This is a genomic window from Agromyces sp. Marseille-Q5079 (genome assembly GCF_051016555.1).
In the GTDB taxonomy this organism is placed as follows: domain Bacteria; phylum Actinomycetota; class Actinomycetes; order Actinomycetales; family Microbacteriaceae; genus Agromyces.
In genome coordinates, this window is sequence record NZ_JBPEJF010000005.1 from 72359 (window position 1) to 86155 (window position 13797).

The window sequence follows — 13797 nt, forward strand, 5'->3', positions numbered from 1 at the left end:
CAGGCCGGAAGCAGCCGAACGTGACCTCTCGCGTGCGGTGGACGGCGCGGCGCGGCGGCCGGGCCGGCGCGGCCGGCGCGGCGCTCAGATGCCGACCCAGCCGGTCGCGAGCGCGACCCCGGCCGCGATCGCACCGCCGAAGGCGACGACGAGCACGACGACGTCCCAGCCCGAGGCGATGAACGGCCGCCCGTTCTCGCGACGGGCGACGAAGTAGAGCACGGTCGCCGGGGCCTGCACGATGAGGGAGATGAAGAGCAGCTCGAGCCCGGCGCCGAGCAGCAGGAAGATCACGTAGCCGGTCGCGACCGCCCCGATGACGAGTTCGAGGGCGCGCGAGCGCCGGCCTGCGGCATCCGGCCCGTAGCCGTCGGAGCGGATCGCGATCTTCAGCAGGTAGCCGGCCGCGAACAGCAGCGGCAGCAGGGCCAGCGCGCTCGTGAGGTCGAGGGCGAACCCGAACGCGTCGGCCGAGAAGTACGCGACGGCGAGCACGACCTGGGCGAAGACCGTCGACCACAGCAGGGCGGTCGTGGGCACGTCGCGCGCGCTCTTGCGGGCGAAGGACTTCGGGAAGTCGCCGTCGCGCGCGGCCGTGAAGACCACCTCGGCGGCCATGAGCGTCCAGGCGAGGTAGGCGCCGAGCACCGCGATGATGAGCCCGACGCTCACGAACACCGCACCCCACGGGCCGACCGCCGCCTCGAGCACGCCGGCCATCGACGGCTGCCGCAGGTCGGCGATCTCGGCCGCGGGCAGCACGCCGTACGAGACGATCGTGACGGACGCGAACACGGCGAGCACCGAGAGGAATCCGAGCACGGTCGCGCGACCGACATCCGCTCGGCGCCTCGCGTGCCGGGAGTACACGCTGGCCCCCTCGACGCCGAGGAAGGCGAACACCGTCACGAGCATGGTGCCGCGCACCTGGTCGAAGAGCGGGCCGGCGTCGGGCGCGCCCAGCAGGTTGTCGACGAACACGTCGGGCTTCAGCACGGTGAGCGCGATCACGATGAACACGAGGATCGGCACGAGCTTGGCGATGGTCACGATGCGGTTGACGGCGGCGGCCTCGCGCACGCCCCGCCGCACGAGCAGGAACGTCACCCAGAGCCCCGCGGATGCCGCGAGCATGGCCGGGATCGTGTCGCCGTCGCCGAGCGCCGGGATCCACGCCCCGAGCGTCGACATGATGAGCACCCAGTACGTGACGTTGCCGACGCACGCGCTCGCCCAGTACCCGAAGGCGGAGAAGAAGCCGAGGAGGTCGCCGAACCCCGTCTTCGCGTACGAGTACACGCCCGCGTCGAGGTGCGGCTTGCGGTTGGCGAGGGCCTGGAACGCGAACGCGAGCATCAGCATGCCCGTGCCCGCGATGAGCCAGGCGATGAGGGCGCCGAGCACGCCCGTGTTCGCCGCGAACTGTCCGGGCAACGAGAACACGCCCGCGCCGACCATCGAGCCGACGACGACCGCGGCGAGGCTGCCCGTGCCGAGGTGCACCGTGGCCTGGCGCGTGCTCGTCATGGCTCTCCCCCGTTCGCCGTCCCCTCGGCCGACGTTACACCGCGGGCGCCCGCCGGCAACGGGTCGTCGGCGGGCCATCCGGCTTCGGCACGGACGCGAATCATCGTCATCTCGGCGCTGACGCGACCGTCTGCGTCCGCGGCGAGGAGTGCCGGCGCGGACGCGTCGCCGCGACGACGCTCAGTCGCCGCGGTGTCGTGCGAGCCGCAGGCGCAGCGAGTCGAGCAGGAGCTCGAGGCCGAGTTCGAACGCGCGGTCGGACCGCTCGTCGCCGTGCGGGGCCTCGGCGAGCAGGCGTCCGAGGGTCACGGTCTCGCCCTGGGGCTGCCAGACCTCCTCGGGCGAGGCGAGGTCGAGGCCCATGCCGATCGCGAAGGCGTCGATGATCGCGATGACGCCCAGCACCTCGTCGTCGGGGAACCCGGCCTCGAGCAGGGTCGTGGCGAGGCGGTCGTAGCTCGCGATGACGAACGGGTCGGTGATCGTCTTGCCGACGATGAGGGGCACGAGGTTCGGATGCCGCGCGTACATGCGCCGCTGCGCCCGGAGCGTCTCGGCGATGACCTCGTCCCAGGTGCCGTGCTGCAGCTGCGCGCCGGCGTCGACCGCGAAGCGCCCGCGCATGAGCTCGATGATGCCCTCGCGCCCGTCGACGTGGTTGTACAGCGACGACGCCGTGACGCCGAGCTTGCGGGCGAGGGCGTTGACCCCGAACGGCTCCCCCGAGTCGACGAGTTCGAGCGCGGCATCCGCGATGCGCTCGACCGAGAGCAGGGGCACCTTGGGCCTCGCCATGTCGGTTCCTCCCTCGTCGTCGCGGGTTCGTCTGGCCCGGCTCGACGCGCTGCCGGGTGGATGCTCCGGACGGCTGCCGCGAGCCGCATGTCCCGGATCAGGCTAGCCCTCTTCCCAGCGGCATCCCTCGTATGCATAATAAACGAACACCATTCGCTAACGCGTGGCGACACCCCGGCCGACGCGACCCCCATCCGGCACGATGACGTGTCCACCCCCACGGAGAACGAACATGACCGACCTCGACGTCAGCGCTCGGGTGCCCCTGCGGCTTCCCACTGCGACCGCCACCTTCACCATCGGCATCGCCGGCTACCTCGGCGTGAACCTGTCCCCCTACATGATCACCGCCCTGCAGGGCGCGCTCGGCAGCGACGTGCTCACCGCGAGCTGGATCGTCACCGGCGCCCTGCTCGCCACCGCGATCACGGGCCTCGCGATCGCCCCGCTCTGCGCCGGGCCCCGCCGCCTGCTCGTCGCGCGGGTCGGCCTCGCCCTGGCCGTCCTCGGCTTCGGCGCCGCGGCGCTCGTGGGCGTGCCCGCGGTCGTCGTCATCGGCCTCCTGGTCGGCGGGGCCGGCGCCGGCGGTGCGGTCGCCGCATCGGGCGCCGCGCTGGCGGCCTTCACGAACCCCGATCGCGTCGCGGGCTTCAACGGGCTCGCGAACCGCGCGATCGTCACCGTGATCCTCGCGGTCGTCCCCCTCATCGGCCTCGCCCCGATCGATGTCTTCGGCGCGCTCGCGCTGTTCGCCCTCATCGCCCTGGTCGTGAGCGGATGGCTCCCCGCCGCACCCGTGCTCGCCCCGAAGGCCGGTGCCGCGATCGCCGAGGCCGTGCCCGTCGAGGTGCCCGAGACCGCGGCCATCCCGGCGATGCGGGCCCGCGCCGCGGCATCCGCTCGCCCCGGTCGCCTCGCGACCATCGCCGGCTTCGTGCTGCTCGCGACCTTCGCCCTGTGGGCCGTCAGCGAGGACTCGCTCTGGGCCATGGCCGGCGTCATGGGCGCCGCGCAGGCCTCGCTCACGCCCGAGGGACTCGGACTCGCCCTGAGCGGCGCGACCGCTGGCGGACTCGTCGGATCGGTGCTGCTCATGATCGTCGGCAACCGGCTCGGCCGTGCCGTGCCGCTCGTCGTGCTGCTCGTGCTCGGCGGCGTGCTGAAGATCGTCGAGGGCTTCACGACCGACCAGACCTCGTTCATCGTCGTCTTCATCGCGTGGAACACCGTCTACGCGATCGCCTTCATGTACTTCGTGTCGACGTCGGCCGCGCTCGACGTCGACGGCCGTTGGTCGGGACCGCTGCTCGCGGTCTACCTGGTCGGCTCGGCGCTGACCCCCGTGATCGGCGCGGCCCTCGTGGAGGTCTTCGGCTTCCAGGGCTTCGCCGTCGTGCTCGGCATCGCGAGCTTCGTGCTGGCCGTGCCCGCCGCGTTCGCCGCCCACGTCTCCACCCTGCACGAACGCGCCGAACGCGCGACCGCCGAACCCGAGGAGGTGCTCGCATGAGCCCGACCGTCTACCGCAATGCCCGCGTCTTCACCGCCGAGCCCGGCTCCCCCTGGGCCGAGTCGCTCGTCGTCGACGGCGACGCGCTCGCCTACGTCGGCGACGAGGCCGGCGCCCTGCGGGCCGCGGGCGCGGATGCCGCGATCGTCGACCTCGACGGCCGCCTGGTGCTGCCCGGGTTCACCGACGCGCACACCCACCTCGTGATGATGGGCGAGGCGCTCGGCCGGGTCGGGCTCACCGACGCCCGCACGCTCGACGAGATCCAGTCGCGCCTCCGCGCCGCACGGGCCACCGAACCCGACGCGCCCCGCGTGCTCGGCCGCGGCTGGCTCTTCGACTCCGTGCCCGGCGCCCCGACCGCGGCCATGCTCGACGCCGCCGTCGCCGACGTGCCCGTCTACCTCGACGCGAACGACTACCACTCGTGCTGGGTGAACTCCGCGGCGCTCGCCGAGCTCGGCATCACGCGCGACACGGCCGATCCCATCGGCGGACGCATCAGCCGCGACGCCGACGGCGAGCCCGACGGCATGCTCTACGAGACGGCCGCACAGCAGTTCGTCTGGGACCACCTCGCGAACGCCGCGACCGACGCCGACCGCGACACGGCCGTCGAGCGCACCATCGACGCGTACCTCGCCACCGGGGTCACCGGCGTCGTCGACATGGCCTTCGACGAGCTCGGCCTCGCCGCGTTCCGGCGCGCGGCCGACCGCCGCGGCGGCACGCTGCCCATCCGCGTCGCGGCGCACTGGTTCGTCGCGAACACCGGCGAGGATGCCGCGAACCTCGCCCAGGTCGAGCACGCGGCGCGGCTCGCCGCCGAGACGGCCGACGCCCCGACCGCGCCCTGGCTGCGCATCGTCGGCATCAAGCTCGTGCTCGACGGCGTCATCGACGCGTGCACGGCCGCGATGCGGCATCCGTACGCCGACGGCTCGAACGCCGAGCCGATCTGGCCGCACGACGCGCTGAAGCCCGTGGTCGCGGCGGCGGATGCGGCCGGCCTCCAGGTCGCCCAGCACGCCATCGGCGACTACGCCAGCGAGATCGCCCTCGACGCGATCGAGCACGCGATCGCGGTGAACGGGGAACTCCCCCGCCGCCACCGCATCGAGCACCTCGAGTACGCGGCCCCGGGCACGGCCGAGCGGATGTCGCGCCTCGGCGTGACCGCGTCGATGCAGCCCGTGCACGCCGACCCCGCGATCTTCGACAACTGGGTCGCGATGCTCGGCGACGAGCGGGCCGACCGCGGCTTCGCCTGGCCGGAGTACGTCGACGCCGGCGCCCTGCTCGCCTTCTCGACGGATGCCCCGACGGCGCCGCACGAGGCCCTGCACAACATGTACGTGGCCGCCACGCGCAGGTCGGCGCTCGACGCGTCGTACCCGGCGAACCACCCGGCGTTCGCACTGCCGCTGGCCGACGCGATCGGGCACGCCACGCGCGACGCGGCGGCGTCCTGCGGCGACGGCGACGTTCGCGGGCGCCTCACGGCCGGACTCGCCGCCGACTTCGCCGTGCTCGACGTCGACCCGTTCACCGAGGGCGAGGAGTCGCTGCTCGGCGCACGGGTCATCCGCACGGTCGTCGCCGGCGCGACGGTGTTCGAGGCCGACGCGATCGAGGGCGACGCCGCGGCCTGACGCCCGCCGTGCGGCATCCGCTCGTCGAGGCGCCGCAGCGGACATGACGAGGCCGCCTCCCGGTGTCGCGGGAGGCGGCCTCGTGTCTCTTCGGAGGAACTCGCGAGATCGGGAGGATCGTTCGTCGGAAACCCTCCTCCCGAACCTGCGAACTCCTCCCGGCCGGGCGGGGCGTCGCGGGAGTACGCGGACTACGCGTCCGCGACCGCGCGCGACAGCGTCTCGCCGCGGAAGAACGCGGGGCGCTTGCGCCACTGCCAGAGCATCACCACGACGCCGCCGAGCAGCACGACCATGCCGAGCACGAAGACGAGCCCGACGCCGCCGACCGACGAGCCCGAGCCGTACTCGGGGTCCATCGAGTCGATGAGCGTCGTGAAGAAGAGCACCCCGAGGATGACGCCGCCGATGAGCGGCGCCAGCAGCGTGTAGAGCACGTTGCGGACCGAACGGAACCACACCTTGCGGAAGAACCACACGCACGCGAACGCCGTGATGCCGTAGTAGAAGCAGATCATCATGCCGAGGGCCGTGATCGTGTCCCAGAGCACGTTCTCGCTCAGCAGCCGCATCACGGCGTAGAACACCGACGCGACGATCGCCGACACGACGGTCGCGTACCCCGGCGTGAAGAAGCGCGGGCTGACGCTCGCGAACTTCTCGGGGATCGCGCCGTAATGGCCCATCGCGAGCAGGGTGCGCGCGGGCGACACGAACGTCGACTGCAGGCTCGAGGCCGAGCTGGTGAGCACCGCGAGCGAGACGAGCACCGCGAGCGGCCCGAGGATCGGCCCGGCGAGGTGGAAGAAGACGTTGTCCTGGATGTCGGGATTGCCGAGGCCGTACTCGCCCGTGCCGACACCGGCGAAGGCGATGAGCGAGACCGAGATGAGCAGGTAGAGCACCACGATCGTGACGACCGTGATCGTCGCCGCGCGACCGGGCGTCTTGTCGGAGCCCTTGGTCTCCTCGTTCATCGTCAGGGTGACGTCCCAGCCCCAGAAGATGAAGATCGAGAGCGAGAGGCCGGCGGCGAACGCCGAGAACGAGTCGATCTCGAACGGGTTGAACCACGACAGCTCGATGGGCGTCGCGTCGAACGCGTTGCCGTTGGCGGTCTCGACGAGCGCCGCGACCGAGAAGGTCACCAGCACGGCGATCTGGAACCCCACGAGCCAGTACTGCAGCTTCTGCGTGGTCTGCATGTCGCGGTACGAGATCCACGTCGCGCCCAGCATGAACAGCAGGCACACGGCCACGTTGATGAACGGGTTCGCGGCGAGGTCGGCGATCTCGGGGTTGCCGGAGATCTGCGCGATCAGGAGGAAGAGGAAGTCCACCGCGATGCCCGCGAGGTTGGACAGCACGAGGATCGTGGCCGCGATGAGCCCCCAGCCGGCCATCCAGCCCACCCACGGCCCGAACGCGCGCGTCGCCCACGTGAACGACGTGCCCGAGTCGGGCACGCGCTTGTTGAGTTCGCGGTAGCCGAGCGCGACGAGCAGCATCGGGATGAAGCCGACGAGGATGATCGCGGGGACCTGCACGCCCACCTCGGACACCGTCGGGCCGAGCGCCGCGGTCAGCGTGTACGCGGGCGCGATGCACGAGATGCCGATGACGATCGCGCCGATGAGGCCGACCGATCCGGCCGAGAGGCCCTTCTTCGAGATGCCGCCCTGCTCGGAGGCGTCGACGGCGGCGCTCGCGGACGTCAGCGGGGCGCCGGAGCCGGGCCCTGGTTCGTTCGTCATGATGGGGTCTTTCCGGTGGAGGTGCGCGGCACGACGATCATCGGTACCGGGAGCTCGCGGATCATCTTCGATGCCGTCGAGCCGAGGAACAGGTGGTGCGGCGTCGCGAGCCGGCTGGAGGCGACGAGCACGACCTCGCCCTGGTGCCAGTCGAGGCTGCGCACGGCGGCCTCGATGCTGTCGCCCGTCGCGACCGCGACGGAGACCTCGATGCCGGCCGGCAGCTCGCGCCGGGCCGCCGCGAGCACCTCGTCGGCGTGGGCGGTGCTCGTGAGCTCGGCGAGCCCCTCGTCCATGCCCGCGGGAAGGTCGATCGAGACCAGCGAGAGCAGTCGGAGTGGCGCGTGCATCGCCTTCGAGAGCCGCACGGCCGCATCGAGCAGGGCGCTCGCGCCCGGCCGTGAGCCCACGGCCGCCGTGATGCGGGAGATGCCGGCGGATGACGCGAGCTCGCGCGAGCCCGACGGCGCGAGCGCCACCGGGACATCCGACGAGTGCAGCAGCTCGTTCGCGACCGAGCCGATGCGCGAACGCCCGAGGATGCCGCCGCGCGCCGCGCCGACGATGATCAGCGACGCGCCGAACTCGTGCGCGGCGGAGATGAGCCCCTCGGCGAACGACTCGGCGTAGCGCACGTGCAGCGACTGCGCGACCTCGGGGTCGAGCCCCTTGGACGCCTCGGTCAGCCACGCGCGCGACCGCGCCTTGAGGTGGCGCTCGTACCCGACATCCGACGGCACGGTGCTGCTGCGCGCCTCGCTCGGCAGGACCATGACGACGTCGAGCTGGGCCTCGCTCGCGGTCGCGAGCCTGGTCGCGAAGGCGAGCGCATCGGCGCCGTGCTCGTTGGCCGTGTATCCGACGACGAAGCGCGCAGCAGCCACGGCTCAGCCCTCCTCGAGGATGGCCGCGGCGACCTCGCGGCCGACGCGGATCGCGCCGTCGACGTGCTGGTAGCCCTTGCCGGCCATGTCGCTGCACGAGAAGTGGATCGGGCCGACGGGGGTGCGCAGGTCCGCGCCGTAGCGGGCGAGGCCGCCCATGTCGAAGCTGGCCGCGTACGCGCCGCGGGTCCACTCCTCGGAGCCCCAGTCGCTCTCGTAGTAGACGACCGGGTTCTTCGCCTGCTCGCCGTAGTAGTGCGACAGCGACTCGAGGATGCGCGCCTTGCGCTCCTCGGCGCTGAGCGTGAAGACGCCGTCGGCCTCCTCGTCGGAGACGAAGCCGACGAGCGTGCCGCGCGGGTCGGCGTGGTTCGTGTTGTCGTAGGCCTCGTGCACGAGCTCGTAGGGACTGAAGGCCGTACCGCTGAGCCCGTCGGCGCGCCAGAACGGCGTCTCGTAGACCGCGTGCACCTTGATGACGAAGCCCATCGAGAGGTGCTGGTGCAGCTGGTGCTGGCGACGCGGCAGCGGCGGCTCGTACGAGATGCGACTGATGAGCACCGGGGCGAGGGCGAGGATGACGCGCTTCGCGTGCACCTCGAGGTCGTCGGTCACGGCCGTGACGCCGGCATCCGGGTGCTCGGGGTTCCAGCGGAGCTTGCGCACCGGCTGGCCGAGGCGCACCGCGCCGCCGAGCCGCTCGGCGAGGAGCAGCGGCACCTGCTGCAGGCCGCCGACGACGCGCTTGTCGAGGATGAAGTCGGCGTCGACCAGGTTCGAGAACGAACCGGCGGATGCCGCCATGAGCAGGGCCTGCAGCGCCGAGAACGCGTGGGCGGGCTTGGTGAGCATCGCCCCGGCGATGAACATGCCGATGTTGAGCTTGGCCTCCTCATCGTCGGTCTGCGTGCCGAGCCACTCGGCGAACGAGACCTCGTCGAGCTCCTTGGCGCGCGGGTGCGCCCACGGCGCGTCGGGGTCGATCTCGGCGACGAGGGCGTCGAGCTTCTCGATGAGGCCGAGGATCTCGCCCTCGGTCTTCGCCGGCACCGGGAAGATGTCCCCCTCGAAGAGGCGGCGTTCGCCGGTCTCGCCGATGTAGACGTTCTCGCCCTCGCGGTAGCGCGAGTAGGTCTCGAGGCCGAGCTCCTCGATGGTCTCGATGAGCGCGTCCTGGTCGGGCGAGACCCACTGGCCGCCGATCTCGAGCATGGCGCCGTCGATGTCGTCGGTCCAGAGTCGGCCGCCGATGCGGTCGCGCGCCTCGAGCACGACGACGGACGTGCCGGCCTCCTTCAGCTTGTTCGCGGCGGTGAGGCCCGAGGCCCCGGCGCCGACGATGACGACGTCGCAGTCGATGCGTTCCATGGTGCTTCTTTCGCTTTCGGTTCTCGTGCTTCGCGTTATTCGCGTGGTTCGGCCTCTGGGAGACCGGGGCGAGCGGATGCCGCGGCGCGGCGCTGCGACATCCGCTCGACGGGTTCAGTCGACCGGGATGAGGGTGTACTTCGTGTCGAGGTACTCGTGGATGCCCTCGAGCCCGCCCTCGCGGCCGATGCCCGACTGCTTCACCCCGCCGAACGGCGCGGCGGCGTTCGAGACGAGGCCCGTGTTCAGGCCCATCATGCCGGTGGCGAGGCGCTCGATCATGCGGTGCCCGCGCGCCAGGTCCTGCGTGAAGACGTACGAGATGAGCCCGTACTCGGTGTCGTTGGCGAGGCGGACGGCCTCATCCTCGTCGGCGAAGGTCGTGATGCCGAGCACCGGGCCGAAGATCTCCTCGGCGAGCAGGCGGCTGCCGGCTGCGACGCCCGCGAGCACGGTCGGCGCGTAGAACGTGCCGTCGCCGTCGACGATGCGGGTGCCGCCGGTGAGCACGCTGGCGCCGCGCGAGACGGCGTCCTGCACGAGCGCGTCGGTCGACTCGACCGCCTTGTCGTCGATGAGCGGGCCGATGTTGACGCCCTCCTCGGTGCCGCGGCCGACCTTCATGGCCTTGACGCGCTCGGCGACGCGGTTCGCGAACTCCTCGGCGACCGACTCGTGCACGATGAACCGGTTCGCGGCGGTGCACGCCTGGCCGATGTTGCGGAACTTCGCGACGAGGGCGCCCTCGACCGCCTTGTCGAGGTCGGCGTCGCCGAAGACCACGAACGGGGCGTTGCCGCCGAGCTCCATGCTCGTGCGCAGGATGCCGGTGGCGGCCTGCTTCATCAGGGCGCGGCCGACCTCGGTCGAGCCCGTGAAGCTCAGCTTGCGCAGGCGCGGGTCCTCGATGATCGGGCCCGAGACCTTCGACGAGGTCGACGTCGGGATGACGTTGACGACGCCCTTCGGCAGCCCGGCCTCCTCGAGCAGCTGCACGAAGGCGATCGTCGTGAGCGGCGTGAGCGCCGGCGGCTTGATGACGACCGTGCAGCCCGCGGCGAGCGCCGGGGCGATCTTGCGGGTCGCCATCGCGAGCGGGAAGTTCCACGGGGTGATGAAGAACGACGGGCCGACGGGGCGCTGCGAGACGATCATGCGCCCGGTGCCCTCGGGGTTCAGCCCGTAGCGGCCCGTGATGCGCACGGCCTCCTCGCTGAACCAGCGCAGGAACTCGCCGCCGTAGGCGACCTCGCCGCGCGCCTCGGCGAGCGGCTTGCCCATCTCGAGCGTCATGAGGAGCGCGAACTCCTCCTTGCGCTCCTGGAGCAGGTCGAACGCGCGGCGCAGCAGTTCGCCGCGGGCGCGGGGCGCGGTGGCCGCCCACTCGTCCTGCGCGGCCGCGGCCGCGTCGAGCGCCCGGATGCCGTCGGCGGGCGAGGCATCCGCGATCTCCTTGATCGTGCGGCCGGTCGCGGGGTCCTCGACGGCGAGGGTCCTGCCGCCCTCGGCGTCGACCCACTCGCCGCCGATGAAGAGACGGTGCTCGACGGCGTCGAGCACGGTGGATTCGAGCGTTGCAGTCGTCATGCGTGATTCCTGTTCGTGGTCGTGGGGCGGTGCGTCGGGTGGAGCGCTTCGAGGATCAGGGGTAGAGGCCGCGGAGGCGGTGCGCGTCGGCCACCCGTTCGACGGCGAGCGCCGTCGCGGCGGTGCGAAGTGAGAGCCCCCTGGTCTCCGCGTACCCCAGCACGTGCTGCCACGCGTTGAGCATCCGCTCCTCCAGTCTGGTCTCCACCTCGTCGGCGCGCCACCAGTAGGCCTGATTCGCCTGCACCCACTCGAAGTACGAGACGATGACGCCGCCCGCGTTCGCGAGGATGTCGGGCACCACGAGGATGCCACGCTCGCGCAGGATCGCGTCGGCCGTCGGCGTCGTGGGGCCGTTGGCGCCCTCGACGATGACGCGGGCGCGCACGGCGCCGGCGTTGGACTCGTGGAGCACGCCCTCGACCGCGGCCGGCACGAGCAGGTCGACGTCGAGGGTGAGCAGGTCGGCGCCGTCGATGGGCTCGGAGCCCGCGAACCCGATGACCGATCCGGTCTCGCGAACGTGGTCGTCGAGAGCCTCGATGTCGAGACCCGCCGCGTTGAACACGGCGCCGTACTGGTCGCTGACCCCGGCGACGCGCACGCCCGCCTCGGAGAGGAAGCGCGCGGCATCCGCACCGACCTTGCCAAAGCCCTGCACGGCGGCGGTCGAACGCGAGGGCTCGAGGCCGACGTGCCGGAGCGCGGCGAGCGCGATGTGGGTCACGCCACGGCTCGTCGCCGAGGCGCGACCCAGCGAACCGCCGAGCGCGATGGGCTTGCCGGTCACGATGCCGGGCACCGTGTAGCCGCTGGCGACGGAGTAGGTGTCCATCATCCAGGCCATCGTCTGCTCGTCGGTGCCGATGTCGGGCGCGGGGATGTCGCGCTCCGGGCCGATGATCGGCAGGATCTCGCTCGTGTAGCGGCGGGTCACGCGCTCGAGCTCGGCCTTGGAGTGCTCGCGGGGGTCGATCGCGATCCCGCCCTTGGCGCCGCCGTACGGCACGTCGAGCAGGGCGCACTTCCAGGTCATCCACATCGCGAGGGCTCGCACCTCGTCGATGTTGACGTTCGGCGCGTACCGCAGGCCGCCCTTGGCCGGGCCGCGCGAGAAGTTGTGCTGCACGCGGTGGCCCACGTACAGGCGGCTCTCGCCCGAGTCCATGCGCAGCGGCACGGCGACCGTGAGCTCGCGGCGCGGGGTCGCGAGCATCTGGTGCAGGCCGTCGTTGTAGCCGAGCAGGGCCACCGCCTCGGCGAGCTGGGAGCGCGCGTCGGTCAGCGGGGTGGCGATGTGATCCGAGGATGCCGCGGGGCGGGCGATCACGACGTCGTTGTCGGTGAGGGTGGTCATGCCTTCTTGAGTCCTTCCGCGACGACCTGCAGGCCCTCGATGAGGAGGTCGTCCGAGATGGTGAGCGGGGGGAGGAAGCGGATCACGTTGCCGTAGGTTCCGCAGGTGAGCACGAGCACGCCCTGCGAGGCGGCGTACGCGGCGATCTTGCCGGTGAGCGCGGCATCCGGCGCACCGGTGGCCGGGTCGACGATCTCGATGGCGACCATCGCGCCTCGGCCGCGGACGTCGCCGATGCGGGCGTCGGCGGTGCGCAGGGCGTTGAGGCGGCCGATGAGCACCGAGCCGATCTGCTTGGCGCGCTCGATGAGGCCGTCCTGCTCGTACGACTCGATCGAGGCGAGGGCGGCGACGCAGGCGAGCGGGTTGCCCGCGTAGGTGCCGCCGAGGCCGCCGGCGCCGGCGGCGTCCATCATCTCGGCGCGACCGGTGACCGCCGAGAGCGGCAGGCCGCCGGCGATGCCCTTGGCCGTGGTGATCAGGTCGGGCACGATGCCCTCGTGGTCGCTCGCGAACCAGGCGCCCGTGCGGCCGAAGCCGGACTGCACCTCGTCGGCGATGAAGACGACGTCGTTGGCGCGGCACCACTCGACGAGCGCCGGGAGGAAGCCGGCGGCCGGGACGATGAAGCCGCCCTCGCCCTGGATGGGCTCGATGATCATGGCGGCGAGGTTCTCGGCGCCGATCTGCTTCTCGATCTGCAGGATGGCGCGCGCGGCCGCCTCGGCGCCGCTGAGGCCGCCGTCGCGGTAGGGGTAGCTGAGCGGCACGCGGTACACCTCGGGCGCGAACGGGCCGAAGCCGTTCTTGTACGGGATGTTCTTCGCCGTGAGGCCCATGGTGAGGTTCGTGCGGCCGTGGTAGGCGTGGTCGAACGCGACGACGGCCTGCTTCTTCGTGTACGCGCGGGCGATCTTCACCGCGTTCTCGACGGCCTCGGCGCCGGAATTGAAGAGGGCCGAGCGCTTGGCGTGGTCGCCGGGGGTGAGCTCGTTGAGCTTCTCGGCGACGTCGACGTAGGAGTCGTACGGCGCGACGGTGAAGCAGGTGTGGGTGAACGCGTTGAGCTGGCGGGTCACGGCCTCGACGACGCGCGGGTTGGCGTTGCCGACGCCCGTGACGGCGATGCCGGAGCCGAGGTCGATGAGCGAGTTGCCGTCGGCGTCGACGAGCACTCCGCCGCCGCCCGCGACGACGGCGATCGGGATGGTGGTGCCGACGCCGGATGCCACGGCCTCGGCCTTGCGGGCCATGAGCTCCTGCGAGCGCGGGCCGGGGATGGCGGTGACGAGGCGTCGCTCCTGCGGGAGCGCGGGCCCTCCGGTGACGGCGGCCGGGGTGTCGACGAGAGTCATGGCGTGCT

10 protein-coding genes are annotated in these 13797 nt (G+C 71.9%); 2 read left to right on the plus strand and 8 right to left on the minus strand.

The genetic code is table 11. The features are described from left to right. Positions 1-84: 84 nt before the first annotated feature. Positions 85-1527, minus strand: coding sequence for a basic amino acid/polyamine antiporter (locus tag ACR3IO_RS13015; RefSeq protein WP_434071637.1), 1443 nt, complete (start codon positions 1525-1527; stop codon positions 85-87). A 180-nt stretch (positions 1528-1707) separates the two neighbouring features. After that, complete coding sequence (locus ACR3IO_RS13020) at positions 1708-2322, minus strand: TetR/AcrR family transcriptional regulator (protein ID WP_434071638.1); 615 nt, start codon at positions 2320-2322, stop codon at positions 1708-1710. Between the two features lie 232 nt (positions 2323-2554). Here ACR3IO_RS13020 and ACR3IO_RS13025 point away from each other — a divergent pair, with 232 nt between their 5' ends. Together ACR3IO_RS13025 and ACR3IO_RS13030 are read left to right on the plus strand one after the other, a co-directional pair. Then, positions 2555-3832: an MFS transporter gene (locus ACR3IO_RS13025; protein WP_434071639.1), complete on the plus strand. Its 1278-nt coding sequence runs from the start codon at positions 2555-2557 to the stop codon at positions 3830-3832. Beyond that, positions 3829-5484 carry an amidohydrolase gene (locus tag ACR3IO_RS13030; RefSeq protein ID WP_434071640.1) on the plus strand — a complete coding sequence of 552 codons (1656 nt, stop codon included), beginning with the start codon at positions 3829-3831 and terminating at the stop codon, positions 5482-5484. The genes ACR3IO_RS13025 and ACR3IO_RS13030 overlap by 4 nt, the downstream gene beginning before the upstream one ends. A gap of 191 nt (positions 5485-5675) precedes the next feature. On the opposite strand, the gene ACR3IO_RS13035 is transcribed toward ACR3IO_RS13030, so the two are convergent. The 6 genes from ACR3IO_RS13035 to gabT all read right to left on the minus strand — a co-directional run bounded on the left by ACR3IO_RS13035 (position 5676) and on the right by gabT (position 13789). Beyond that, entirely contained in the window at positions 5676-7238 is a 1563-nt protein-coding gene (locus ACR3IO_RS13035; RefSeq protein WP_434071641.1) for an APC family permease, read from the minus strand. Next, positions 7235-8122, minus strand: a complete 888-nt coding sequence (locus ACR3IO_RS13040; protein WP_434071642.1) for a universal stress protein — start codon at positions 8120-8122, stop codon at positions 7235-7237. The genes ACR3IO_RS13035 and ACR3IO_RS13040 overlap by 4 nt, the downstream gene beginning before the upstream one ends. A gap of 3 nt (positions 8123-8125) precedes the next feature. Next, on the minus strand, positions 8126-9490 hold the full coding sequence (locus ACR3IO_RS13045; RefSeq protein ID WP_434071643.1) for a flavin monoamine oxidase family protein: 1365 nt from the start codon (positions 9488-9490) through the stop codon (positions 8126-8128). 114 nt (positions 9491-9604) lie between these two features. After that, on the minus strand, positions 9605-11077 hold the full coding sequence (locus tag ACR3IO_RS13050; RefSeq protein WP_434071644.1) for an NAD-dependent succinate-semialdehyde dehydrogenase: 1473 nt from the start codon (positions 11075-11077) through the stop codon (positions 9605-9607). Positions 11078-11132: 55 nt separating this feature from the next. Continuing rightward, a complete protein-coding gene (locus ACR3IO_RS13055; RefSeq protein ID WP_434071645.1) occupies positions 11133-12434 on the minus strand; it encodes a Glu/Leu/Phe/Val family dehydrogenase in 1302 nt (433 codons plus the stop codon). Continuing rightward, positions 12431-13789: a 4-aminobutyrate--2-oxoglutarate transaminase gene (gene gabT, locus ACR3IO_RS13060; protein WP_434071646.1), complete on the minus strand. Its 1359-nt coding sequence runs from the start codon at positions 13787-13789 to the stop codon at positions 12431-12433. The genes ACR3IO_RS13055 and gabT overlap by 4 nt, the downstream gene beginning before the upstream one ends. Positions 13790-13797 lie beyond the last annotated feature (8 nt).

Bases quoted from the DNA above. Each gene is read 5' to 3' on its own strand.
- ACR3IO_RS13025 (WP_434071639.1), top strand. From the start codon at position 2,555: ATGACCGACCTCGACGTCAGCGCTCGGGTGCCCCTGCGGCTTCCCACT.
- ACR3IO_RS13045 (WP_434071643.1), bottom strand. From the start codon at position 9,490: ATGGAACGCATCGACTGCGACGTCGTCATCGTCGGCGCCGGGGCCTCG.
- ACR3IO_RS13020 (WP_434071638.1), bottom strand. From the start codon at position 2,322: ATGGCGAGGCCCAAGGTGCCCCTGCTCTCGGTCGAGCGCATCGCGGAT.
- ACR3IO_RS13015 (WP_434071637.1), bottom strand. From the start codon at position 1,527: ATGACGAGCACGCGCCAGGCCACGGTGCACCTCGGCACGGGCAGCCTC.
- gabT (WP_434071646.1), bottom strand. From the start codon at position 13,789: ATGACTCTCGTCGACACCCCGGCCGCCGTCACCGGAGGGCCCGCGCTC.
- ACR3IO_RS13055 (WP_434071645.1), bottom strand. From the start codon at position 12,434: ATGACCACCCTCACCGACAACGACGTCGTGATCGCCCGCCCCGCGGCA.
- ACR3IO_RS13050 (WP_434071644.1), bottom strand. From the start codon at position 11,077: ATGACGACTGCAACGCTCGAATCCACCGTGCTCGACGCCGTCGAGCAC.
- ACR3IO_RS13030 (WP_434071640.1), top strand. From the start codon at position 3,829: ATGAGCCCGACCGTCTACCGCAATGCCCGCGTCTTCACCGCCGAGCCC.
- ACR3IO_RS13035 (WP_434071641.1), bottom strand. From the start codon at position 7,238: ATGACGAACGAACCAGGGCCCGGCTCCGGCGCCCCGCTGACGTCCGCG.